The sequence below is a fragment of the Lysinibacillus sp. FSL K6-0102 genome (assembly GCF_038003545.1).
GTDB classification, from domain to species: Bacteria; Bacillota; Bacilli; order Bacillales_A; family Planococcaceae; genus Lysinibacillus; species Lysinibacillus capsici.
Genome location: NZ_JBBOPH010000001.1, coordinates 4651636 through 4676306, shown reverse-complemented (window position 1 = coordinate 4676306; position 24671 = coordinate 4651636). Strand labels below are relative to the sequence as shown.

The 24671-nt window shown below is 38.2% G+C and carries 27 protein-coding genes, 1 pseudogene and 1 other annotated feature; of the genes and pseudogenes, 23 read left to right on the top strand and 5 right to left on the bottom strand.

Going from position 1 to position 24671, the window contains the following annotated elements:
- Nucleotides 1–8: 8 nt before the first annotated feature.
- On the bottom strand, nt 9–134 hold the full coding sequence (locus NYE73_RS23820; RefSeq protein WP_255409636.1) for a hypothetical protein: 126 nt from the start codon (nt 132–134) through the stop codon (nt 9–11).
- Nucleotides 135–293: 159 nt separating this feature from the next.
- Here NYE73_RS23820 and NYE73_RS23815 point away from each other — a divergent pair, with 159 nt between their 5' ends.
- From NYE73_RS23815 to NYE73_RS23805, 3 genes are all read left to right on the top strand, one after another.
- Nucleotides 294–1262: a DUF4003 domain-containing protein gene (locus NYE73_RS23815; RefSeq protein WP_259950965.1), complete on the top strand. Its 969-nt coding sequence runs from the start codon at nt 294–296 to the stop codon at nt 1260–1262.
- Nucleotides 1263–1305: 43 nt separating this feature from the next.
- The gene (locus NYE73_RS23810; protein WP_259950966.1) at nt 1306–2733 is read left to right on the top strand and encodes an aldehyde dehydrogenase family protein; all 1428 of its coding nucleotides are present in this window, start codon (nt 1306–1308) and stop codon (nt 2731–2733) included.
- Nucleotides 2734–2802: 69 nt separating this feature from the next.
- Nucleotides 2803–3282, top strand: coding sequence for an acyl-CoA thioesterase (locus tag NYE73_RS23805; RefSeq protein ID WP_004233566.1), 480 nt, complete (start codon nt 2803–2805; stop codon nt 3280–3282).
- A 37-nt stretch (nt 3283–3319) separates the two neighbouring features.
- Here the strand turns inward: NYE73_RS23805 and NYE73_RS24755 are convergent, their stop codons facing one another.
- Together NYE73_RS24755 and NYE73_RS24750 are read right to left on the bottom strand one after the other, a co-directional pair.
- Complete coding sequence (locus NYE73_RS24755; RefSeq protein WP_259956477.1) at nt 3320–3964, bottom strand: methyl-accepting chemotaxis protein; 645 nt, start codon at nt 3962–3964, stop codon at nt 3320–3322.
- Nucleotides 3965–4084: 120 nt separating this feature from the next.
- A pseudogene (locus NYE73_RS24750) lies at nt 4085–4630 on the bottom strand (protoglobin domain-containing protein); the annotation flags it as partial.
- A 285-nt stretch (nt 4631–4915) separates the two neighbouring features.
- Here NYE73_RS24750 and NYE73_RS23795 point away from each other — a divergent pair.
- Nucleotides 4916–5125, top strand: a complete 210-nt coding sequence (locus NYE73_RS23795) for a hypothetical protein (protein WP_259950967.1) — start codon at nt 4916–4918, stop codon at nt 5123–5125.
- A 44-nt stretch (nt 5126–5169) separates the two neighbouring features.
- On the opposite strand, the gene corA is transcribed toward NYE73_RS23795, so the two are convergent.
- The gene (gene corA / locus NYE73_RS23790) at nt 5170–6132 is read right to left on the bottom strand and encodes a magnesium/cobalt transporter CorA (RefSeq protein ID WP_259420053.1); all 963 of its coding nucleotides are present in this window, start codon (nt 6130–6132) and stop codon (nt 5170–5172) included.
- A gap of 33 nt (nt 6133–6165) precedes the next feature.
- Complete coding sequence (locus tag NYE73_RS23785; protein WP_054548954.1) at nt 6166–6849, bottom strand: class I SAM-dependent methyltransferase; 684 nt, start codon at nt 6847–6849, stop codon at nt 6166–6168.
- Nucleotides 6850–6974: 125 nt separating this feature from the next.
- Here NYE73_RS23785 and NYE73_RS23780 point away from each other — a divergent pair, with 125 nt between their 5' ends.
- From NYE73_RS23780 to nusG, 19 genes are all read left to right on the top strand, one after another.
- A complete protein-coding gene (locus NYE73_RS23780; RefSeq protein ID WP_048395538.1) occupies nt 6975–7280 on the top strand; it encodes a DUF4870 domain-containing protein in 306 nt (101 codons plus the stop codon).
- 267 nt (nt 7281–7547) lie between these two features.
- Nucleotides 7548–8018 carry a CtsR family transcriptional regulator gene (locus NYE73_RS23775; protein WP_004233573.1) on the top strand — a complete coding sequence of 157 codons (471 nt, stop codon included), beginning with the start codon at nt 7548–7550 and terminating at the stop codon, nt 8016–8018.
- A gap of 13 nt (nt 8019–8031) precedes the next feature.
- Nucleotides 8032–8574, top strand: coding sequence for a UvrB/UvrC motif-containing protein (locus NYE73_RS23770; protein ID WP_004233574.1), 543 nt, complete (start codon nt 8032–8034; stop codon nt 8572–8574).
- Nucleotides 8571–9680, top strand: coding sequence for a protein arginine kinase (locus NYE73_RS23765; protein WP_048395539.1), 1110 nt, complete (start codon nt 8571–8573; stop codon nt 9678–9680). The genes NYE73_RS23770 and NYE73_RS23765 overlap by 4 nt, the downstream gene beginning before the upstream one ends.
- Nucleotides 9670–12114, top strand: a complete 2445-nt coding sequence (locus NYE73_RS23760) for an ATP-dependent Clp protease ATP-binding subunit (RefSeq protein ID WP_048395540.1) — start codon at nt 9670–9672, stop codon at nt 12112–12114. The genes NYE73_RS23765 and NYE73_RS23760 overlap by 11 nt, the downstream gene beginning before the upstream one ends.
- A 91-nt stretch (nt 12115–12205) precedes the next feature.
- Complete coding sequence (gene radA, locus NYE73_RS23755) at nt 12206–13582, top strand: DNA repair protein RadA (RefSeq protein ID WP_259950968.1); 1377 nt, start codon at nt 12206–12208, stop codon at nt 13580–13582.
- A 282-nt stretch (nt 13583–13864) separates the two neighbouring features.
- Complete coding sequence (locus NYE73_RS23750) at nt 13865–14950, top strand: PIN/TRAM domain-containing protein (protein ID WP_004233578.1); 1086 nt, start codon at nt 13865–13867, stop codon at nt 14948–14950.
- A gap of 11 nt (nt 14951–14961) precedes the next feature.
- Nucleotides 14962–15657: a 2-C-methyl-D-erythritol 4-phosphate cytidylyltransferase gene (gene ispD, locus NYE73_RS23745; protein ID WP_048395541.1), complete on the top strand. Its 696-nt coding sequence runs from the start codon at nt 14962–14964 to the stop codon at nt 15655–15657.
- A 314-nt stretch (nt 15658–15971) separates the two neighbouring features.
- Nucleotides 15972–16913: a serine O-acetyltransferase EpsC gene (gene epsC / locus NYE73_RS23740; RefSeq protein ID WP_004233580.1), complete on the top strand. Its 942-nt coding sequence runs from the start codon at nt 15972–15974 to the stop codon at nt 16911–16913.
- Nucleotides 16914–17054: 141 nt separating this feature from the next.
- The gene (ispF, locus tag NYE73_RS23735) at nt 17055–17531 is read left to right on the top strand and encodes a 2-C-methyl-D-erythritol 2,4-cyclodiphosphate synthase (RefSeq protein ID WP_004233581.1); all 477 of its coding nucleotides are present in this window, start codon (nt 17055–17057) and stop codon (nt 17529–17531) included.
- 90 nt (nt 17532–17621) lie between these two features.
- Entirely contained in the window at nt 17622–19082 is a 1461-nt protein-coding gene (gene gltX, locus NYE73_RS23730) for a glutamate--tRNA ligase (RefSeq protein WP_066038313.1), read from the top strand.
- Between the two features lie 50 nt (nt 19083–19132).
- Nucleotides 19133–19351: a binding site (T-box leader), on the top strand.
- 61 nt (nt 19352–19412) lie between these two features.
- The gene (gene cysS, locus NYE73_RS23725; RefSeq protein ID WP_048395551.1) at nt 19413–20813 is read left to right on the top strand and encodes a cysteine--tRNA ligase; all 1401 of its coding nucleotides are present in this window, start codon (nt 19413–19415) and stop codon (nt 20811–20813) included.
- On the top strand, nt 20798–21238 hold the full coding sequence (locus NYE73_RS23720; RefSeq protein WP_175400791.1) for a Mini-ribonuclease 3: 441 nt from the start codon (nt 20798–20800) through the stop codon (nt 21236–21238). Before cysS ends, NYE73_RS23720 begins: the two co-directional genes overlap by 16 nt.
- Nucleotides 21238–21990 (top strand): 23S rRNA (guanosine(2251)-2'-O)-methyltransferase RlmB, encoded by a 753-nt coding sequence (gene rlmB, locus NYE73_RS23715; RefSeq protein WP_259950969.1) that lies wholly within the window; start codon nt 21238–21240, stop codon nt 21988–21990. Before NYE73_RS23720 ends, rlmB begins: the two co-directional genes overlap by 1 nt.
- Nucleotides 21991–21992: 2 nt before the next feature.
- Entirely contained in the window at nt 21993–22505 is a 513-nt protein-coding gene (locus NYE73_RS23710) for an NYN domain-containing protein (RefSeq protein ID WP_054548958.1), read from the top strand.
- Nucleotides 22506–22573: 68 nt separating this feature from the next.
- Nucleotides 22574–23221 carry an RNA polymerase sporulation sigma factor SigH gene (gene sigH, locus NYE73_RS23705; protein WP_004233587.1) on the top strand — a complete coding sequence of 216 codons (648 nt, stop codon included), beginning with the start codon at nt 22574–22576 and terminating at the stop codon, nt 23219–23221.
- A gap of 77 nt (nt 23222–23298) precedes the next feature.
- Nucleotides 23299–23445: a 50S ribosomal protein L33 gene (rpmG, locus tag NYE73_RS23700; RefSeq protein ID WP_004233588.1), complete on the top strand. Its 147-nt coding sequence runs from the start codon at nt 23299–23301 to the stop codon at nt 23443–23445.
- Nucleotides 23446–23493: 48 nt separating this feature from the next.
- Nucleotides 23494–23679 carry a preprotein translocase subunit SecE gene (secE, locus tag NYE73_RS23695; protein WP_004233589.1) on the top strand — a complete coding sequence of 62 codons (186 nt, stop codon included), beginning with the start codon at nt 23494–23496 and terminating at the stop codon, nt 23677–23679.
- A gap of 358 nt (nt 23680–24037) precedes the next feature.
- Nucleotides 24038–24571, top strand: a complete 534-nt coding sequence (nusG, locus tag NYE73_RS23690) for a transcription termination/antitermination protein NusG (RefSeq protein ID WP_004233590.1) — start codon at nt 24038–24040, stop codon at nt 24569–24571.
- The last annotated feature ends 100 nt before the right edge of the window (nt 24572–24671 follow it).

Sequence of the window (24671 nt, the reverse complement as noted above, 5' to 3'; positions counted from 1 at the left end):
TTTTGATATTAATTTTTATGGAAAAGAGTATGTAAAGCGATATTATTGGATGAATTTTTTAGGAAAAGGAATAGATTTAATCGATCCTTTAAGGTCATGGTAAATAATAGTTTCTTTGTGGTTTTTGCTAACATCGGCCATACCTCCTTCATAGGTTGTTAATATTTTCTATTAAATCAAATAAAGTAAGTAACATACATTAAATTATGTTTACTTTTTATGTTAATTGTTACAAAGAGGGTGAATCTTTCTCACATTATGTTACGTAAAACGGGTAAAGGAGTGTGATAAATATGGATTATGTGATGATTGAAAATGAATTTGCCAATACAGTAGAGGAGGTATCAAAGGCTGCAGGCTGGACGGTGGACCGTAAAATTGTATTAGCTATTGCTAGTACATTTGTAGCCTCAGGAAAAACTTTTGATGCAACGAAGTATAAAAATGTTTTACAAGAGATGAAGAAGCAATCTTCATGGCTGTCTCCTTTACGGACAACCGTTGGATATAGTATTGCTGCCAACCTCATGGAGCAAGATGATGCAGAAAAGGCAGTGAAGAATTTACTTACAAATGTGAGCATCTTAAAGGAAGCGAAATTCAGAAGCGGCAATTTTAGCTATATTGGAGCACAATTCTTGACGGAGGATGAACAGGATAAAAAGACGCATGCACAGGCGGCAAGAGTCTTATTTGATGCTATACGTAAACATCATCCATTTTTAACCTCATATGAGGACATTCCTTATGCCATATTATTAAGCAGTCCATCTGATGATGTTGAATTGCGCGCGGATACCATGAATCGATACTATAAAGAACTAAGAACATCTAATTTTAATGCTGGCAATGAACTCCAATGGCTTTCACAGGTATTAACATTTTTATCACCCAAATTTGATGGTCAGCTAGTACCCGATGTTGTAACCCTTCGTGATGGGCTCAAAAAGCAAAACGTTAAAGTCAAGGCTATGCATTATCCTTTACTTGGCTTTTTAGCCATACTTAATCTGGATAAAGCACAACTTCAAGGGTTGATTGATTTATACCATGAATTAAAAGACATGAAGTTATTAAAATGGCATCGTGAATTTGTGCTCTTTATGGCTGTACAATTTGCTATTTATGATATGGCAAAGGTACAAAAATCTTTGTCCATGACCATTATGTCTTCTATTGAGCTATTAATCCAAGCACAGCAAGCAGCAATGATTGCAGCGGTTAGTGCAGCTGCCATTGCGTCTAGTTCAAGTTCTTCGTGATAGAATAAAGAAGAACATGATTATTTGGAGGTGCATTTGAAGGATGAAGGATACAAAACTTTGGATTAATGGTCAGTGGCATGATGCAGAGGAAAGCTATGAGCTAGCTTCTCCATATAGCGGTGAGGTTATTGCTCATGTAGCTAAAGCATCTATTCAAGATGTAGAAAAAGCTATCGAAGGTGCGCAGCAGGCATTCCAATCGTTTAAAAAGACAACAGCCTACGAACGTGCCGAAATATTATATAAAGTTGTTGATATGATGCGACAAAGAAAAGAAGAACTTGCAGAGATTTTAGCCTTGGAGGCTGGAAAACCTATTGTTGCAGGTTTAGCTGAAATTGACCGTACAATCGCAACCTATCAATTTGCGGCTGAGGGAGCTAAACAGTCAAAAGGTGAGACGGTTCCAATGGATGCAGCCCCTGGAGCAGGGGATCGAATAGGCTGGACAAAAAGAGAACCTTTAGGTGTAATATCTGCCATTACGCCATTTAATTTTCCATTCAATTTAGTGGCACACAAGTTAGGTCCAGCGTTTGCAGTAGGCAATACAGTTGTATTAAAGCCAGCTACACAAACGCCACTAAGTGCTATCGTTATGGCTGAAATTTTCCGAGACGCAGGATTACCCGATGGGGCATTACAAATTGTGACAGGAAGTGGGGGTGAGCTTAGTGATACGCTTGTCACACATCCATATGTCAAAAAAGTAACCTTTACAGGTAGTGGTAAGGTTGGTTTGAAGATTAAAGAAAAAGTAGGCTTACGTAAAGTAACTTTAGAGCTGGGTTCTAATGCTGCAGTAATTGTCGAACCATCTACGCCAATAAATAAAATTATCAGTCGTTGTGTAAGCGGTGCTTTTAACTTTGCTGGACAAGTATGCATTTCGTTACAACGTATATATGTGCATTCCTCCATTATTGATGAATTTACTAAAGCATTTGTTGCAGAAACAGAAAAGCTTATAGTAGGAGATCCATTAGAGAAGACAACAGATGTTAGTGCCATGATAAATCCAAATGAAGTGGAACGTATTAGGGAATGGATTGAGGAGGCACAAGAACAGGGGGCTATGATTGCAACTGGAGGCGTATTTACTGAACGTACTTTAACGCCAACAGTTATGACGAATGTGTCAGCTGATATGAAAATTGTTTGTCAGGAAACATTCGCACCAATCGTCTCAATTGTTTCATATGAAACATTAGACGACGCAATTCGACTTGTAAATGAGTCGGACCTTGGCCTAAATGCAGGTATTTACACGAATATATTGTCAGATGCTTTATATGCAGCAGATGAATTACAGGCTGGTGCTGTCATTATTAATGATATTCCGACATTCCGAGTAGATAACATGCCATATGGTGGAGTAAAGATGAGTGGTTATGGACGTGAAGGAATTAAGTGGGCTATAGAAGAAATGACTGATATGAAATTTATTTCGATTAAAAAATCGTTCTAAATTTGCATCAGCTCTTTTTCTGCGATACGATGACGAAAGAACAACATGAGAAGGGAAGTTGCAAGAATTATGCCAAACAACGCTGTACCCATGAGCCAATCACGTACGGTTCAATCGCGTCTCGTATTACCCCCAGACACAAATAATCACAATTCTATTTTCGGTGGAAGAGTGTTAGCTTATATTGATGAAATTGCTGCTATTACAGCAATGAAACATGCGAAAGGCCTTGTAGTGACAGCTTCTATTGACTCGGTTGATTTTTTATCCGCTGCACATGTAGGAGATATTCTTGAAATCGAGAGTATTGTTTCGTCTACAGGACGTTCTTCAATGGAGGTTTATGTTCGCGTTGTTTCTCGCAATATTGAGACTGGCGAGGAAAAATTAACGACAGAATCATTTGTCACGATGGTTGCAGTAAATGAGGAAGGGAAACCCGTACCAGTTCCCTCAATCTATCCTGAAACAGATGAAGAGAAGCGTTTATTTGAAACTGGGCCAGCAAGACGAGAGCACCGTAAACAAAAACGTGCATTGCCGCATTAAGGAAAATGGGAACTCCAAATGAGTTCCCTTTTTTATTTTACATATTTAGTTCATTGACAACATTAATGAGCGAGTCGGAAGAAGAAGAGACTAGTGTAGCACCTTGCGATAATTCAGTGATTAAATTAGATATAGCTGAAATATCTCTCGATGTATTTACGTATTGCTGCTGAATGCCAGAAACTGCATCAGCAATATCATTAAATGACTTGGATAAACTTTCTTGTGTATTGACACTATGTTGAATTTTTTGATCAACATTAGTAACTGAATTAGCCATAGTCGTAATATTACTTTCTGTTTCCTTAATAAGGTGAGAAACATTTTGGACGGCATTTTTTGTTTCCTCCGCAAGTTTACGAACTTCCTCAGCCACTACTGCAAAACCTTTCCCATGTTCTCCAGCTCGTGCAGCCTCAATAGAAGCATTTAATGCTAATAAATTGGTTTGATCAGCAATGCCTGTAACTAGCCCAACGATTTCAGAAATTTTTTGAGAAGAGGTACGTAGTTGGTTCATCGTTACCTCAAGACCATTGACACTTTGCAAAATAACTTGGATTAAATCATTTTGTTCTTTCAATTGCTGTTGGCCTCGTCTTGATTTATCTTGTGTATCTGCTACGAAGTTCAATCCTTGCTTGGTTGCTACAGCAATATCATCTGTTTGTGAGGAAATCACTAATAATGATGCGGCTGTTTCTTCACTAATGGCATTAAGCTCTTCTGCAGTACTTTGGATCGTCGTTACAAGGGAATTTTTTGTTGCATCTGCTGCTGAGCGAATACGTTCTTCCTCTTTTTCATATGCCTCAATCACGAGTTGTTGCTCAAAATTAATGATTTTACAAAAAGCGTTTATAGCACGAATAGCATCTGTTTTAGAAATATCCACCTCGTTCACAAAGTTTGCAAAAGTAGTAGTGAGTGACTGGAATGAGGCAATATACCACTTTGACTGCAAGCCAATTCGAACGTGAGCCTCAGCAATGGCTTTTCGCTCAGCAATGTAGGCATCATTAATATGACTTTCAAAAATGTCACTTAAATGTTTATGTAACGTGATTTTCAAACGATCAATATGTGATGTTCTATTAATAATATCAAGTAAATCTTGGCTCAAACTAATGGCTGCATAAAATTTCTCCACCATTTCAGGAATTAAGTCTTTAGCTAAAGGCTGTAGCTGCTTAATGATAGCTAAATCCTCAAGTGTTAAATTTAAAAGTTGTAATTGTTTTTGAAGATTGGGGTGGTTCAATACATCTAACTGTACACCGCTCTTAAAATTTTCAGGTGTTAATGTAATTGCGTAGCTAGAACTACTATTTTTTGAAAACCAACTCATTATTATTTGCTCCATTCTTAATATCCATAATAAATTGTAAGTAAATAAGCACTTTTGAAATTTGTTAGGTTTGTATATTTAATAAATAAATGGGATTAAATCTATTTTACTATTATTTGCTGAATATTTGGTTAAAAAATTGGATATTTCTTTATTTTTTTACTTTATTGTTAGTCCAAATGGTGAAGCGATGTAAATTTGAATTTAAAATAGGAAACCTGTAAAATACGAACTGTTTAGCAATCTAAAAATCGTACGAAAATAAAAAATGGAAGGAGGGGTGGTATGGAGAAAAAACGTTTTAAATTTGTTATTCCTGTCATGGTGATTGTTGCCATTGGTTCTGTTTATATGCTACGAAACTACCATGCTGAGGTACCAGATGTTGAGCAATTATTAATTACCATATGTGCAGCTTTGGGATCAGGGGTATTAGCCTACTTTTTATTTCCACAGCAGGGTGATAATAAGATTGATGACAAAGGACCGTATTAATAGATTAAAAAAACTGCTCGTTTTCATTAAAACGAGCAGTCTTTTTATGGTTTAAACAGTTTAAACCAGCCTTTATGTTTAAAGACAGCCAACATAAAGATAACGATAATTATCATAATCCCAAGTACAATAAAATAGCTGTATTGCCCATGTAGCTCAGGCATGTTATCGAAATTCATCCCATACACACCAGCAATGAAGGTAAGTGGTATAAAGATAGTTGATACAATTGTTAAAGTCATCATAATGCCATTCATGCGGCTAGAACTCATAGCCATATAACTATCCCGCATGTCTGCTGTAAGCTCTCGATTAGATTCAACCATCTCTGTTAGCTTAAGTAGATGGTCGTAGATATCTCCAAAATAAGCTCTCTCCGATTTTTTTAGTGAGAAACGGTAAGAATTGAGAATGCGATATAAGAGATCACGCATTGGTAAAATAGTACGTCTTAAGTCAAGCAAGTCACTACGGAACTCGAAGACAATTTTCATGGCATTTACATTACTTTGGTATGTAAGTTCACCTTCTAAAGCATTTAGATGATCTTCAATTTTATAAACGAGTGGAAAATAACTGTCAACAATTTTATCGATAGTTTGATACGTTAGGTATACAGTACCTCGCTCCCAATTCTTCGGTTGGTTTTCCAGCATCTTTTGCACCTTCTCTATCTCAGGGACAGAATTTTTATGGAAGGTTATGATGAATTTATTGGAGGCAAAAATATTAACCTCCTCCGCAGCTAACGTCTCTTCGTTTACCCGATGAATGACAAAGAAATGAAAATCATCATAAAAATCGAGCTTAGGACGCTGCAACCTCATTAAGCAATCTTCAATAGCGAGAGGGTGAAAGTGGAAAAATGTATCCAACAATGATTCCTCCTCGGCTGTAGGACAATTAAAATCAACCCAATACCATTCAAATTCTTGCTGATGTATCTCTTCTAATGGAAAATCCTTTAACAATTGTTGTTGCTTTGTAATGCCAATGGTGCTTATCACGGTTTTCACCTCAAATTATTTACTACAAAATAGTTAGCGCTCCTCTTTAAAGCATACCCAACCACCGAACAAAGTAGTGGCAAAAAATCTAGAAGGTTTAGTAAAACCCGCACTTTGTAAAAGTATTAAAATTTCTTCTTCACTCATAAAAGAAAGGGAACGAATGGATTTTTCCATCTCTGCTACATCGGATAAAGAAAGTCTAGTATGCTGTAGCCAATAAGAACGCCATAAATCAAATTGTAGTTCTGTTTCTAAAGAGCCTAGCTGACCATATTTTGAAACAAGGACAAATGGTGCTCCAGGTTTCAAATGTCTTGCTATTTCTGTTATTGTTTCGAGCTTTTCTTTATAATCATGAATAAAATGCAAGACGAGAACACAACTTGCCGCATCATACTGAGTAGAGGGCAGCGAAGCATCAAGTATTGTAGCCTGATGGAATGACATATCATTAGGAAGAGTGAGTAAACGCTCTTTAGCTATAGTAAGCATGGATTCTGATGGATCAATGCCAGTGAATGACCAGTGAGGTCTTCCTTCTGCAAGCTGTATAATTTCATTGCCACTTCCTGCTCCCACGACTAGCATGTTAGCATTTTCTGATAGCCTAGAATGATAAAAAGTTTGTATTAAACGTAGCATGGCATCATAACTAGGCAATGTACGGCGAATACCCTTTTCATATTCATTTGCTAATGTGTTGTTAAATTCCAACGCTCCTCACAGCCTTTCAAAAAAATTTTAAAAAATCTTTCTTAATGTGAAACTATTGCGGGTATAGTTCCGTAAATAGTAGTACATAAAACATAGAATAAAGTTCAAAGAAAGGGTTGATATATATGGAGACTAAATGGTCTAAAGTAATCATACACGCAAGTGCATTTTTTGCGCCATGGTTAGTGCCCATTATTTTCTTTTTAATTAGTTCGGATGAGGAAGTAAAGGCAATTTCTATTCAAGCACTACTATTCCAAATTGTCATGGGTGTTTTAATCGCTATCTCTGTTGGTTTAAGCTTTGTCCTTATTGGCTTACCATTTTTAATCATTTTCGGCATTATGGTATTTGTGGTACCGATCATCGGTATCGTAAAAGCATTGTCTGATGAACCTTGGCGTTATCCAATTGTTGGTCGCTGGGTATAATTTTCATAGACGCAAGTATATGCTAGTTGCATATGCTTGCGTTTTTTCTATGACGAATAAGGGTACATTAGGTGTATAAGGAAATTATTAAACCGTAAACAAATGATCGAAAAAGGGCTCTTTTCGGCTCTTAAAAAGCCTTTTTCAAGACTTTCCACTTTTCTATGGGCGAAATCATTGCAATTTTTTTCAAGCGTTTTGTATAATATACTCAAAGAAAGTCAAAGATAGTCAAAGTCAGTGAAGCAAGCGAGGTGTATTCCTAAAATGCGTAATATATCAGACATCATAGAGGGTTACTTAAAGCAAGTACTTGAATTAGGTGGAGAAGGGCATATTGAAATTAAACGTAGTGAAATCGCTGATAAATTTCAATGTGTACCATCACAAATAAATTATGTTATTAATACAAGATTTACTGCCGAGCGGGGTTACCTTGTTGAGAGCAAACGTGGTGGTGGTGGATACATTCGAATTTTACGTGTCCGCGCGAATTCACAGATTGATTTAATCGACGATGTTCTCAGGCAAATTGAAGGTGGGGCATCACAAACAATGGCAGAAGATTTGGTTTATCGACTCATTGATGAGCAGGTAATTTCCAAGCGAGAAGCGAAATTAATGTTAGCAGCAATTGATCGCTCCACGATCGACTTGCATCTCCCATTAAGAGATGTCATTCGATCAAAAATATTGCGAGCAATGCTGACAACAATAAAATATGAACAACAAAAATAGTGAGGTGATGGAAATGATATGCGAACATTGTAAACAACGTAATGCGACAGTTACAGTAACACAAGTTCAAAGTGGGCAAAAAGTAGAGCATCATTATTGTGACGTCTGCGCCTCACAATTCCATCCATTTCATGCAGAGTTTAAACAAGAGCCAGTATCTATTCAACAGTTATTGTCTAACTGGTTTGGCTCTCCTACATGGCAAAAGGTGGGGGAAAAACAACAGGTACAACCACAACAGCAAACATGCCCACAATGTGGATTTTCGTATAAGCAGTTTTTAAAAGAAGGAAAATTCGGGTGCCCAAGCTGTTATGACACATTTGGAGATCATTTGCCAAAGCTTTTTAATCGTATTCAGGCAGGTCCACAACACATTGGAAAAATGCCTGGTGCTCGCAGTAATGTGTATGTTATTAAAAAGCAAATAGAAGATATCCGCAAGCGTATGAAATCCGCCGTAGATGAGGAACAGTTTGAAGAAGCGGCGAAGCTACGTGATGAAGTTAAAGAGCTAGAGAAGCATCTACAATTTGAAGGTGGTGATGTGACATGATGATTGAATCATTTTTAGAGCGTGCGACACCAACTTGGATGCATATCAAAGATGATTACTCAGATATCGTCATTAGTACACGGATCCGCCTTGCACGAAATTTAGATGGCTATCGTTTTCCATTAGCGTTTTCAGAAAATGAGGCACTGCAAGTGGAACAGGCCGTTACACATGCTGTCAGCGATAGCCCAACGCTTCAAAATGATTATGCTTATTTTGCTATAAAGGATTTAACCCCTTTACAGCGTCAAATTCTTGTAGAAAAGCATTTGATTAGCCCGCAACTGGCTAAAAAAGAGCAAGTGGGCTCTATACTACTCTCTGAAGACGAATCCGTTAGCATTATGGTGAATGAAGAGGATCATTTACGCATTCAATGTATGACAGCAAGTTTTCAACTTCAAAGTGCTTATGAACAAGCAAATAAGATTGATCGTATCCTAGAGAAAGTATTACCGTATGCTTTTCGAGATACTTTTGGTTATTTAACAAGCTGTCCAACGAATATTGGTACGGGTCTACGAGCATCCGTCATGATGCATTTACCCGCTCTTACATTAACTGGGCAAATGAATCAAATTATAAATGCCATGACACGCTTAGGAATGACTGTAAGAGGTATATATGGTGAAGGAAGCGAAAATTTAGGGAATGTTTATCAAGTGTCTAACCAAATTACACTTGGGAAGACAGAGGAAGATATTTTAGCAGATATACAAAGCGTCGCTGAAAAGATTATTCAAAAAGAGCGGCATGCAAGAGGTAAATTAATGGAAAAGGCAGAGCTTGCGCTAGAAGATCGCGTATATCGAGCTTTAGGTACCCTTACACATGCAAGAATTTTAACAAGTGAGGAAGCTGCTACTTGCCTATCTAATGTTCGTTTAGGAGTAGATTTACAATTGATTGATGGTATACAAACAACGACCTTAAATGAATGTGTTGTTAGTATGCAACCAGGTTTTTTACAGCACTATGCAGGTGAGGCATTACCACCTGCTGAGCGGGATCGTGTACGAGCGGAGATGCTTCGTGAGACATTATCTCAAGAACATGCGAATAAGCCTATAAATGGGGAAAAAGGAGAGGATTTATATGATGTTTAATCGTTTTACACAACGCGCGCAAAAAGTATTACAGCTTGCTCAGGAAGAGGCTATTCGTTGGAAGCACGAATCAATCGGTACAGAGCATATTCTATTAGGGCTTATACGTGAAGGCGGCGGTATTGCTGCGAAAGCGTTAGAAGCCATTGATATTAGTCCTCAAATGATTGAAGCTGGCATTGAAGAATTAGTTGGTAAGGGCAAAGAAGATGTCGGTCCAATCGTTCATTATACACCAAGAGCTAAAAAAGTAATTGAATTATCTGTTGATGAGTCACGTAAACTAGGTCACTCCTATATCGGTACAGAGCATCTATTATTGGCGCTTATACGTGAGGGTGAGGGCGTGGCAGCTCGCGTTTTAAACAATGCGGGAGTCGGTTTAAATAAAGCTCGCCAGCAAGTATTATTGCTATTAGGTAATAATGATAATGCACAATCTGGTCAACAAGCAGCCCAAGCTGCCAATACACCAACATTAGATAGTCTAGCACGTGATTTAACACAAATTGCACGTGAAGGTACTTTAGACCCTGTTATTGGCCGAAGCAAGGAAATTACACGAGTTATTGAAGTTTTATCGCGTCGTACGAAAAATAACCCTGTATTGATTGGTGAGCCAGGTGTTGGTAAAACAGCGATTGCTGAAGGATTGGCACAGCAAATTATTAATAACGAAGTGCCAGAAATCCTTCGTGACAAACGTGTAATGACACTAGATATGGGGACAGTTGTTGCAGGTACAAAATATCGTGGAGAATTTGAAGATCGTTTGAAAAAAGTGATGGATGAAATTCGCCAAGCAGGCAACATCATTTTATTTATTGACGAATTGCATACATTAATTGGTGCGGGTGGTGCTGAAGGTGCGATTGATGCATCAAATATCTTAAAACCATCTTTAGCACGTGGGGAGCTTCAATGTATTGGTGCCACAACACTTGATGAGTACCGCAAGTACATTGAAAAGGATGCGGCCTTAGAGCGTCGTTTCCAACCAATCCAAGTGGATGAGCCGACAGTGGAAGAGGCTATTCTAATTATTCAAGGCTTACGCGATCGTTATGAAGCGCATCACCGTGTGAAAATTACAGATGAAGCCATTGAAGCAGCGGCAAAAATGAGTGATAGATATATTTCTGATCGATTCTTACCAGATAAAGCGATTGACTTAATCGATGAAGCAGGTTCTAAAGTACGCTTACGCTCATTCGCAGTACCACCAAACTTAAAGGCGCTTGAGGATAAGCTTGAAAATGTTCGTTCTGAAAAAAATGCAGCCGTATCAGGTCAAGAATTTGAAAAAGCAGCAGCGCTAAGAGATACAGAGCAAAAGCTGAAGGATGAAATTGAAGCTACTCGAAAAAATTGGAAAGAAGAGCAAGGTAAAGCCGAATCTAAAGTGACTGTGGATGATGTAGCAGCAGTTGTATCAATGTGGACAGGAATCCCAGTAGCTAAAATTGCTTCTGAAGAATCTTCGAAGTTATTACAGCTTGAAGAAGAGTTACACAAACGTGTAGTAGGGCAAGGAGAAGCAGTAGAAGCGATTTCTCGTGCAATACGTCGTGCAAGAGCAGGCTTAAAAGATCCAAAACGACCAATTGGCTCATTTATCTTCTTAGGACCTACAGGCGTTGGTAAAACAGAGCTTGCAAGAGCACTTGCTGAGGTAATGTTTGGCGATGAGGATGCGATGATTCGTGTTGACATGTCCGAGTACATGGAGAAACATTCGACTTCTCGTTTAGTAGGTTCACCTCCGGGCTATGTAGGCTTCGATGATGGTGGCCAACTGACAGAGAAAGTTCGCCGTAAGCCATATTCAGTCGTTTTATTAGATGAAATTGAAAAGGCACACCCTGATGTATTCAATATTCTATTGCAAGTGCTTGAAGATGGTCGTTTAACAGACTCTAAGGGACGTGTAGTAGACTTCCGCAATACAGTGGTCATTATGACGTCAAACGTTGGTGCGGATGCATTAAAATACCAAAAGAACCTTGGTTTCAATGTAGGTGGTGCAGAGTCTAAGCATAAAGACATGAAGGGTACGATGTTAGAAGAATTGAAAAAAGCATTCCGTCCAGAATTCTTAAACCGTATCGATGAAATGATTGTCTTCCACGCATTAGAAAAAGAGCACTTAAAAGAAATCATTGCAATGATGGGCAATGCTTTAACAAAACGCTTGCAAGAGCAAGACATTTCGTTAGAGCTGACTGATGCAGCACTTGAAAAAATTGCTGAAGAAGGCTATGACCCTCAATATGGTGCTCGTCCACTACGTCGTGCATTACAAAAACAAGTAGAGGATCGATTATCAGAAGAATTACTAAAGGGTAATGTAGAAAAGGGTAATCAGGTTGTCATTGATTACGTAAACGATGAGTTTGTTGTAAAGAAAAAAGAGGGAGTTTCCATCTCTAAATAATTTCAAGAAAAGACAGCAAGGCTTTAAGTGCCAAGCTGTCTTTTTTTCTGTACAATTAAGGATAAGAACAAATATTCGAGGTGAAAGCAATTTGGCAAAGAAAAAAACGAAATTTGTATGTTCAGGCTGTGGCTATGAATCTGCTAAATGGATGGGAAGATGCCCTGGATGTGGTGAATGGAATAAAATGGTGGAAGAAGTAGAAATGGTTGCAAAAGGCCCACGTGGAGCATTTCAACATTCTGCTACAGTTACTCAAAAGGCAATCCCGATTATCCAAGTGGAAGCTACTGAAGAATCGCGCGTAGCAACAGAAATGGGCGAACTCAATCGTGTATTAGGCGGTGGCATTGTACCTGGTTCTCTAGTATTAATTGGGGGTGATCCTGGAATAGGGAAATCAACATTACTATTACAGGTTTCCGCATTACTCTCGAATAAAGGGCATCGCGTACTTTATATTTCTGGAGAGGAATCTATTCGTCAAACGAAATTACGAGCAGAGCGTTTAGGAGTGATTTCTCAAGAGCTCTACATATACTCCGAAACAAACCTAGAGTTTTTAAACCAAACCATTGATGAAGTACAACCTAAATTTGTCATTGTGGATTCCATACAAACGATCTTTCATCCAGAAGTAACAAGCGCCCCAGGTAGTGTCTCACAGGTTCGTGAATGTACAGCCGAGCTGATGCGAATCGCTAAAACAAAAGGTATTGCTATTTTTCTAGTAGGGCATGTCACAAAAGAGGGACAAATTGCAGGGCCACGTATTTTAGAGCATATGGTGGATACTGTACTGTACTTTGAAGGGGAGAGACATCATAATCATCGTATTTTACGAAGCCAAAAAAACCGCTTCGGATCTACAAATGAAATTGCTATATTTGAAATGCTTCAAGGTGGGTTAAAGGAAGTTCTAAACCCTTCTGAGTTATTTTTACAGGAGCGTTCACAAGGTGCGGCGGGGTCAACTATTGTAGCCTCAATGGAGGGGACAAGGCCAATCCTTGTTGAAATTCAATCCTTAGTTACGCCTACGAGCTTTAACTATCCTAAACGTATGGCCACAGGTGTCGATCAAAACCGAGTACAATTGCTAATGGCTGTACTAGAAAAGCGTATGGGTCTCATGCTACAAGCTCAGGATGCATATATTAAAGTTGCTGGTGGTGTCAAGCTGGATGAGCCAGCAATAGATTTAGCGGTGTTGACAAGCATTGTATCTAGTTTTAAGGATCAGGCAGTGCGTGCAACGGATTGCTTTATTGGTGAGGTCGGACTGACAGGTGAGGTCCGTCGGGTATCACGTATAGAACAGCGAGTCATTGAAGCGGCGAAGCTTGGATTTAAAAGAGCTTTCATTCCTTCTTCGAATATTGGTGGTTGGGAATTACCGCAGGGAATTGAAATTGTTGGTGTAGAAACGATAAAAGATGCACTAAATGCATGCTTTAGAGAGTTATAAAGGAGGTTGTGCATGTTGGATATTATTCTGACATGCATTTTCCTTCATTTTTAATGCTAATATCGGAAACTCATATAAAAGAATAAACGTCCTAAATAATAGCTGATGAATGAATAAAGGATTTCATCTAGTACGAACAAAATAGAAGTTTGTAAAATTTTGTCTAACTATCTTATCCTTGTTTCACAACATCAAAAATAATGAGATTTTGACTGAGCTCATGAAAGATTTTCTACCGTAAACTATGTATAATCTTAACTAACAATTAGGAGGTGACAGCTTGTGAAAAAATTTGTTCAAATTGCGTTTTTACTGATTGGAGGAGCATTGGGCCTTGTTTTCTTACCGCCATTATACGAATTGCTTCATTTATCATCTAATCCTTGGCTAGATAATCCTTATGTATCAGTAGCTCTAGGCGCACTTTTACTGTTTACACTATCTTTTGCATTTTCCGATTACTTTGTAAGGCTCATTAGCTGGATGGAAGAAGTTCTGTTTAAGGTTCCTATCGGAGATTTATTATTTGGTACGTTTGGTTTAATAATTGGGTTGATTGTCGCTTACTTTTTAGGCTTTGCCATTGATAGTGTACCATTCCCTGTTATTTCGGAAGTACTTCCAATTATCCTGTCATTTGTATTAGGGTATTTAGGGTTCCGTCTAGGTTTTAGAAAAAGAGATGAGCTCATACAGCTTTTTACATTACGTAGTACCAATACGAAGAAAAAAGCTGCTGAAGGTGCTGAAGCTCAAGAGGTTCGTGGAAGCTACAAACTGCTAGATACAAGTGTAATTATTGATGGTCGTATTGCTGATATTTCTGAAACAGGCTTCATTGAGGGTATATTAGTTGTACCTCAATTTGTGCTCACAGAGCTTCAGCATATAGCTGATTCATCTGATACCTTAAAGCGCACAAGAGGTCGGCGTGGTTTAGATATTTTAAAAAAATTACAAGATGAGCGTAAGACAAAAGTTGAAATTACGGACGAGGATTTTGAAGATGTACAAGAGGTAGATTTAAAGCTTGTCCGTCTTGCAAAAAAAATGGGCAATGATACATGCATCGTTACCAATGATTTTAACCTGAATAAAGTCTGTGAGCTCCATCATGTAAAAGTGTTAAATATCAATGATTTAGCGAATGCAGTGAAACCTGTAGTTATACCAGGTGAAGATATGCAGGTTGTGGTTATAAAGGATGGCAAAGAGCATAACCAAGGAGTTGCCTATTTAGATGATGGTACGATGATTGTGGTTGAAGGTGGTCGTAGTTATATCGGACAGGCAATTACAGTTACAGTTACTAGTGTGCTGCAAACATCAGCAGGTCGTATGATATTTGCTAAGCCGAAGGACGATTAGGATGTGGGGAAATGCAATATGAAGTGGTTCTACCTGCTGCCGGAAGTGGGAAGCGTATGGGTGCAGGGCAAAATAAATTATTTTTAAAGCTTTTAGAGAAACCTATTCTGGTACACACGCTAGAAGTGTTTCAACAAGATCCCGCTTGCACAGGTATTTGGCTCGCTGTAAAACCAGAAGAGCGTGGATTTATTCAAAAAATGCTAGAGGACTATAGGATTACCAAAGTGAAGGGTTTACCTGATGGGGGTGCTGAGCGACAGCATTCTGTTCATTCTTGCATGAAAGAGATGCAACAGGTAGATATTGTGCTTGTCCATGACGCAGCACGCCCGTTTATTACGCATGATATCATTGCAAAGCTTGTACAGAACGCGCATCATCATGGTGCAGCAATTGCAGGGGTTCGTGCGAAAGATACGATGAAAAAAGTATCAATGAATGGCATTATAGAGGAAACGGTTGATCGAGAAAGCCTTTGGATGGTGCAAACTCCACAAGCATTCCGTTTTGAATTAATTATGGAAGCGGAGGACGTAGCTGAAAAAGTAGGTTTTCTTGGGACAGATGAGGCAATGCTAATGGAGCGTCTCGGACATCAGGTACACATCGTAGAAAGTAGTTATGAAAATGTAAAAATGACAACACAAGAAGACTTAGTATTTGGTGAGGCAATTTTGCGTAAGCGTGGATCATTCAATCATTAAGAAATATTATATATAGAGGCTATTCATTCGTAGTTTGTTAAGGATGGATAGTCTTTTTTATTTGTTTTGTTTGGGAAAAATTATATGGTCAGAATGCCTTATTGCTTCGTAATCTGTTCATCCATATATGTATGATAATAATGACATAACTGCTAGTCGAATTAGAAACGAAGGCGTAGAAGAGAATAAAAAGTTGGAATGCTCAAATAAAGTGGATTTTATCCATGTGTGATCGTTTTACGTGTAAAATGAAATAGTGGATATATGATTAATAAGGTAATAGAATAGATGAAAAGATGTGAGGGGTGTTTATTGTGTCATTAAATGATTGGTTAAATCAAAAGGTTCCAGAAATTACAGGTTCATTAACTAGTATAAATAAACAGTACATCGACGTTGACAACTCAATAGGCTTTGATGGACGAGATCGGGTTATAAAAATAATAGATAATTTCCATGAGGTGCTGTTTCCTGGCATTTATATGACAAGACCTATTGATGAAACAAGGGTGAACGTAGTTTGCAGTAATAAGCTGCGTGAAACAGCATTAGATTTGCGGGATATTATCGAAAAAGTATTATTTTATAATATGGAGGATAGTGATCCTGCCAATTGCGAGAAGTATTGCCGTGAACAAGCAGACAAAATTGTTATGAATTTGATTAATCGATTTCCTGCCATTCGCCAAGTGCTACAAACAGATATTCAAGCGGCCTATAATGGTGACCCAGCAGCTCTTTCCACAGAGGAAATTTTGCTAAGCTATCCATCTATTGTGGCTGTTTATATTCACCGCATCGCACATGAGTTATACGAAATGGGTGTACAAATTGTGCCTCGAATTATGTCAGAATATGCGCACCGATTAACGGGTATCGATATTCATCCAGGGGCTACAATAGGAGAATCATTCTTTATTGACCACGGAACAGGTGTAGTTATCGGTGAAACTTGTACTATCGGTAAGAATGTAAAAATTTATCAAGGTGTAACATTAGGTGCACTAAGCTTCCCATTAGATGAAAATGGTAATCCAATTAAGGGCATTAAACGTCATCCGAATATTGCCGACAATGTTGTCATTTATGCTGGTGCTACTATCTTAGGGGGCGAGACGACGATTGGGCACGATTCCGTTTTAGGAAGTAATATTTGGCTAACACACTCTGTTCCCCCTTATTCACGTGTTTATAATTCACAGCCATCTCCGAATATTAGCAACAGTCAAATGAAAAATATAGAGTATCATATTTAAAGAATGTGGGGCAGTCTAGAGAGTGTAGCTTTCTAAACTGCCCATTACTGCTATAGGAGGATAATTATTAAAGCGCTTTTCAAACAACCTAGGGTAAATTTTGATATGATAATGATAAATATTAATTAAAGGAAGATGAATATGTTTCGAATTGGACAAGGTTTTGACGTACATGCATTTGAAGAAGGTCGTCCATTAATTATTGGTGGCATTACCATTCCGCATGAAAAAGGACTAGTAGGACATTCAGATGCGGATGTTCTCTTACACACTGTCACAGATGCGGCTCTAGGAGCAATTGGAGAAGGGGATATTGGCCGTCATTTTCCAGATACAGACCCTGCATTTAAGGACGCGGACTCAGCAAAATTATTAGAGTACATTTGGAAGATCGTTGAGGATAAGGGTTATTCTCTAGGTAATGTCGATTGTACCATTATGGCACAGCGTCCTAAAATGGCCCCCTATATTGGACAGATGCAACAACGTATCGCTGAATTATTACACGCAGAGCCTTCACAGGTAAATGTTAAAGCAACTACAACTGAACGATTAGGTTTTACAGGTCGCGAGGAAGGTATTGCGGCAATGGCAACAATTCTATTGATCAAGAAATAAATGTGGATGAACCCCGCTTTTATTTCCTGTAACAGAGTGGTAAAATGAACAAAGTCAATTTTTGATCGAAAATTTAGGAGGCTTTTAATTATGACGAAAGAAGTTCGCGTTCGTTACGCGCCATCTCCAACAGGTTATTTACATATCGGTGGAGCGCGTACAGCATTATTCAATTATTTATATGCAAAACATCATAACGGTAAATTCATTGTACGTATTGAAGATACGGATATTGAACGTAATGTAGAGGGCGGAGAAGCATCTCAGCTAGATAACCTAAAATGGTTAGGTATTGAATATGATGAGTCCATTGATATTGGTGGACCTTATGCGCCTTATCGTCAAATGGAACGTCTTGATATTTATAAAGAGCACGCTGAAAAACTATTAGAACAAGGTGTAGCCTACAAGTGTTTCTGTTCTTCTGAAAAGCTTGAAGCATCTCGTGAAGAACAAAAAGCAAGAGGTGTAGCTGCTCCTACTTATGATGGTACATGTCGCCACTTATCAGCAGATGAAATCGCTGCTAAAGAAGCGGCAGGTGAGCCATACACAATCCGTATGCGTGTACCTGAAAATGTAACATACGAATTTGAAGATTTAGTTCGTGGACAAGTTACCTTTGAGTCTAAAGATATTGGTGATTGGGTGCTTGTAAAAGCAAATGGTATTCCAACATATAACTATGCAGTTGTTTTAGATGATCACTTTATGGAAATCTCTCACGTTTTCCGCGGTGAGGAGCATTTATCGAATACACCAAAGCAAATGATGATTTTTGATGCATTTGGTTGGGAATATCCACGCTTTGGACATATGACATTAATTATTAACGAAAACCGTAAAAAACTATCTAAGCGTGATGAATCGATTATTCAATTTGTTACGCAATATAAAGATTTAGGTTATCTTCCTGAAGCGATGTTTAACTTCTTTGCGCTACTTGGTTGGTCTCCAGAGGGAGAAGAAGAGATTTTCTCAAAAGAAGAATTTATCAAAATTTTTGATGAAAAACGTCTTTCAAAATCACCATCTATGTTCGATAAACAAAAGCTAACATGGATGAATAATCAATATATTAAAAAGTTGTCTTTGGAAGAAGTTGTAGCTTTATCTTTACCACATCTACAAAAAGCAGGCTTATTACCTGAAGAACTTACTGCAGAGCAACATGCTTGGGCGACGGATTTAATCGCACTTTATCATGACCAAATGAGCTTTGGTGCAGAAATTGTCGAATTATCTAGCCTATTCTTTAACGACCATATTGAATATGATGAAGAAGCAAAAGAGGTTTTAGCAGGAGAGCAAGTACCTGAAGTAATGGCGGCATTTAAAGCACAATTGGAAGAGCTAGAAGAGTTTACACCAGATGCGGTAAAAGCTGCGATTAAAGCTGTACAAAAGACAACTGGTCATAAAGGTAAAAATCTGTTCATGCCAATCCGTGTTGTGACAACAGGTGAAACACATGGACCAGAGTTGCCGAACGCCATTTGTTTAATTGGTAAAGAGAAAGCAATTGACCGTGTAGAAAAATTCGCACAATAAAGATAAATTTATTGACAATTCATTCTTTCGTTGTAAAATGTATTTACATTGAAAAAGCGTTGATAAGGAGAAGTAAGTGGCGCATGCTCTTAAGAGAGGACCATCATCGGCTGAAAGTGGTCTGAGCCTAGGCAAAACTGAAATGCACCTTTGAGCATAAAGCTGAACGAGAGTAGGCTTTATCGAGTCATCCCCGTTAATGGATGTCCAAAGTGGAAGACCTTTTGTCTTCAATCAGAGTGGAACCACGCAAATCGAGCGTCTCTGTCATTCCTTTTAGGAGTGATAGAGGCGCTTTTTTTATTCAACAGAAAAGGAGAGTGAAATACAATGGGTATTCAAATTTTTAACTCATTAACACGACAAAAGGAAACCTTTGTACCGCTAGAAGAGGGCAAGGTAAAAATGTATGTCTGCGGTCCTACGGTTTATAACTATATCCATATTGGGAATTCACGTCCTGTAATTGTTTATGATACAGTACGTCGTTATTTTCAGTATAAAGGCTATGATGTAAAGTTTGTTTCCAATTTTACGGATGTAGACGATAAAATTATTAAAGCAGCAAATGAGCTTGGTGAAGAAGTACACGAATTAACAGAGCGTTTTATTGCAGCCTATTTTGAAGATGTTACAGCACTGGGATGCAAAAAGGCAGATGTTCATCCACGTGTGACAGAGCATATGGACGATATCATTCAATTTATTCAAGTGCTAATTGAAAAGGGCTACGCTTATGAGTCTGCAGGAGATGTGTATTACCGTACTCGTAAATTTGATGGCTACGGTAAATTATCACACCAATCAGTTGACGATTTAAAAATCGGTGCTCGTATTGAAGCGGGCGAGAAAAAAGATGATGCGCTAGATTTTGCTTTATGGAAAGCTGCTAAGCCAGGTGAGATATTCTGGGAAAGCCCATGGGGAGATGGCCGTCCAGGGTGGCATATTGAGTGTTCTGTAATGGCTCGTGAACATTTAGGAGATACTATTGATATTCATGCTGGTGGGCAGGATTTAACTTTCCCTCACCACGAAAATGAAATTGCTCAATCAGAGGCACACAATGATAAAACATTTGCGCGTTATTGGATGCATAACGGGTATATTAATATTGATAATGAAAAGATGTCCAAATCTCTTGGGAATTTTATTCTTGTGAATGATATCCGTAAACAAATTGACCCGCAGATATTGCGTTTCTTCATGCTATCTGTCCATTATCGTCATCCAATTAACTTTGCGAAGGACCTAGTAGAAGCTGCTGCGTCAGGTTTAGAGCGCATTCGTACAGCATACAACAATGTGAAGCATCGCCTTACGACTACTGTAAGCTTAGGTGATCATTCAGAAGAATGGCTGAACAAAATTGCGGAACAGAAAGCGCATTTTGAAGAGGCAATGGATGATGATTTTAATACAGCCAACGCTATTTCTGTATTATTTGAAGTAGCTCGTATTGCTAATATTTACTTAAATGAAGCCAATACTTGCAAGAAGGTATTAGAAACCTTTATTGAAACCTTTGAAGTACTAGGTGACGTCTTAGGTATTGAATTTGCAAAAGAAGAAGAACTATTAGACGAAGAAATTGAAGCATTACTACAAGAGCGCGTCGAGGCACGTAAAAATCGTGATTTTGCTCGCTCTGATGAGATCCGTGACCATTTGCAAGCCCAAGGTATCATTTTAGAAGATACACGACAAGGAACTAGATGGAAACGAGGGTAATTAAGTTGGATAAACTTCGCAATGAAGATGTTAAACAATTAAAAGCGCTGGCGTTAGCCTATATGGGTGATGCCGTATTGGAACAAAAGGTCCGAGAATATTTGCTACGCTCTGGTCGTGTTAAACCAAACACACTACATCGAGAGGCAACTCGCTACGTCTCAGCAAAAGCGCAATCGATGATCGTTCATCGCATGATGGATGAAAATTATTTAACAGAGGAGGAATTGGCTGTGTTCCGCCGTGGACGCAATGCCAAATCCGGCTCTGTACCAAAAAATACGGATGTCCAAACCTATCGTAATAGCTCAGGCTTTGAGGCGGTGCTTGGTAGTTTATATTTATTGAATGAACTAGAACGCGTCTACGAAATCATTGCATATGCTATTCAAATAATCGAGGAATCAAAAGGAGTGTCTAAATAATGGCAGAACAGAATGGTGAAATTATTGCCGGTAAAAACCCAGTGTTAGAAGCACTTCGTTCAGGCCGCGAGATGAATAAAGTATGGATTGCAGAAGGAGTAAAAAAATCTGGCGTCAATGAACTGCTAGATTTAGCCCGTGAACGTGGTGTCATAGTTCAATTTGTCCCAAAAAAGAAAGTTGATCAATTATCAAGTGCTAATCATCAAGGTATCGTTGCTTCTGTTGCCGCTTATAAGTATGCTGAAATAGAAGATTTATTTGCAGCCGCAGCTAATAAACAGGAAGATCCTTTTTTCTTAATCTTAGATGAGTTAGAGGATCCTCATAATCTAGGGTCTATTATGAGAACGGCTGATGCTATAGGAGCACATGGTATTATTATTCCTAAGCGCCGATCAGTGAGTCTAACAGCAGTAGTGGCAAAGGCATCTACAGGAGCGATTGAACACGTTCCAGTTGTACGTGTAAACAATCTTGCTCAAACTATAGATGAATTAAAAGAACGCGGTGTATGGATTGCAGGGACAGATGCAAAGGGATCTGCAGATTATCGAAAAATGGATGCAACATTACCATTAGCCATCATTATCGGTAGTGAGGGCAAAGGGATGGGGCGTTTATTAAAAGAAAAATGCGATTTTTTATATCACTTACCGATGGTTGGGCATGTCACATCACTGAACGCATCAGTAGCAGCGGCTTTATTAATGTACGAAGTGTATCGTAAACGTCAAGAAGCGATTGAATAACAATGAAAAACATTTTGCTTGTTGATGGCTATAATATGATTGGATCTTGGAAAGAGCTGCGGCCATTGCGTGATACGAATTTTGAGGATGCGCGAAGAAGGTTGATAGAACTCATGGCTGAATATAAAGCAGCAATGGGTTGGCGCGTAATTATTGTTTTTGACGCCCATCTTGTACCAGGAGTAGAGCAATCTTATATAGAAAATGATGTAGAAGTCATTTATACACGAAAAAATGAAACAGCAGATGAACGTATTGAAAAAATGACACATGAATTAAAGGCTAGAAATGTACAAATTCATGTAGCAACTTCAGATATGGCAGAGCAAAGTGTTATATTTGGGAATGGTGCCTTAAGGAAGTCGGCTAGAGAGCTAGAAATTGATACAAGTATTATCCAACATAAAATTACTCATGATGTGAAGCGGAAGCAAGAAAGTAAGCCGCCTTCCCGTATAGAATTAAAGCCAGATGTTGCGCTCGCCTTTGAAAAATGGCGACGAGGGTTGAAATGATTGATTGACGCATATTTTCCAATTCCGTTATACTGTTTCTAATTATCTGTTGTGGCTGAGGTGATACCATGTTTAAAAATAGCATTGTACAAGTGACACAAGATTTTGAACGATTCAATGATGAAGAGCTTATTGAAATGGTGCATCAAGGTAATACAGATGCGTTGGATTATTTAATTACAAAATACCGTTTGTTAGTAAGAGCGAAGGCAAGATCCTATTTTTTAATCGGAGCAGATAAGGAAGACATTGTACAAGAGGGCATGATAGGCTTATATAAAGCGATTCGTGATTTTAAAGGAGATAAGCTTGCATCATTCAGAGCTTTTGCAGAGTTATGTATTACAAGACAGATTATCACTGCTATTAAAACAGCAACTAGGCAAAAGCATATACCTCTAAATTCCTATATCTCTTTGGACAAGCCTATATTCGACGAAGAGTCAGACCGAACGCTTATGGATGTACTAACGGGTGCTATTATGGATGATCCAGAAGAATTGATGATTCATAGAGAAGAGTTTGGATATTTAGAAGAAAAGATGAGTGAGATTTTAAGTGAATTAGAGCTACAAGTTTTAGCCTTATATCTAGACGGTCAGTCTTATCATGAAATTTCCGCCAAATTAAATCGTCATGTGAAATCTATCGATAATGCATTGCAGCGGGTAAAACGTAAATTAGAACGTCATTTAGTCCTTGAGGAAATGTCTTAGCCCATTTAGGCCTTTATTGACATTGACAAATATAGGTGTTAGTCTTAAAAAGACAAAGTGCCGAAAAAGGTGATTATATGGCAAAAAAAGTCGTGCTAAATTGTGAGAAATGTGGTTCGAGAAATTACACGTTCCCAGCTAAAGAAGGTTCAACTGTACGTCTCGAATTAAAGAAATTTTGCTCGCATTGCAATGAACATACAATGCATAAACAAACGCTATAAAATGATATGTAAATAGACAGATTTGATTGATTCGGAGGTTAAGCTAGAATGGGCAAGATCAAAAGCTTTTTCAGCGATGTAATGTCAGAAATGCGCAAAACAAGCTGGCCGAAAAGTAAAGAACTGACGAAATATACAGTCGTTGTAATTTCAACTGTTGTCATTATGGCTTTATTTTTTGTGTTAGTTGACTTAGGTATTTCATCATTATTCCGCTGGTACTTAGATTTATAATTTAGTAAATAGCATATTTTTGAAATAGCCCGTCCATTGCAATAACGGGTTTTTTCGTTTGTTTTATCTTCATTCATTCAGCAGAAAACCCCATCTAATGGGATCGGTGGGATGGGTGAAGTGAAGCGCAAAGCAGTAAAATCTCCTCATTATGATAAATACTACTAGGAGAGTATGATAGTAGCGATAGATGACTATGCTAGTTTCGGTATATATCATCGAGCTTTCGCAAGTAATTAGCGAAAGCTATATTTTTCTAATGAGATGTTTGTGAAAAGAGTAAAAATGCATTGAGCGTATCGCGATTCATTTTCACTTTTATTTGTAAGGGAGGGACGGACGAGGAGTCCTAGTAGTTATGGAGAAAAATTGGTATGTTGTTCATACGTATTCAGGGTATGAAAACCGTGTAAAAGCAAACCTAGAGAAACGTGTAGAAACAATGGGAATGCAAGATAAAATCTTCCGTGTGATTGTTCCTGAGCATGAAGAAACAGAAATGAAAGATGGAAAAAAACGTACAATGATGCGTAAAGTTTTCCCTGGTTATGTGTTAGTAGAGTTAATCATGACAGATGATTCTTGGTATGTAGTTCGAAATACGCCTGGTGTTACGGGCTTTATCGGTTCATCTGGTGGAGGAGCAAAACCAACACCGTTATTACCTGAAGAAGCAGATCGTTTACTACAACAAATGGGTATGACTGATAAAGTTGTAGAAGTGGACATTACTGTTGGTGAAGCAGTGGAAGTATTAGAAGGGCCGTTTGCTCATTTCCAAGGACGTGTTGAAGAAATTGACACAGAAAAAGGTAAAATTAAAGTGACGGTTGATATGTTTGGTCGCGAAACGATTATGGAGCTAGATTTCGAACAAGTTCAAAAATTATAGTTCTAACATTAGAACATTACATGCTAATTGGTAGATGTTTCGCAGATTTTGTTAATTACTACTTGCTTAAAAAAATTAAAAGTGGTATCATTTCATAGGT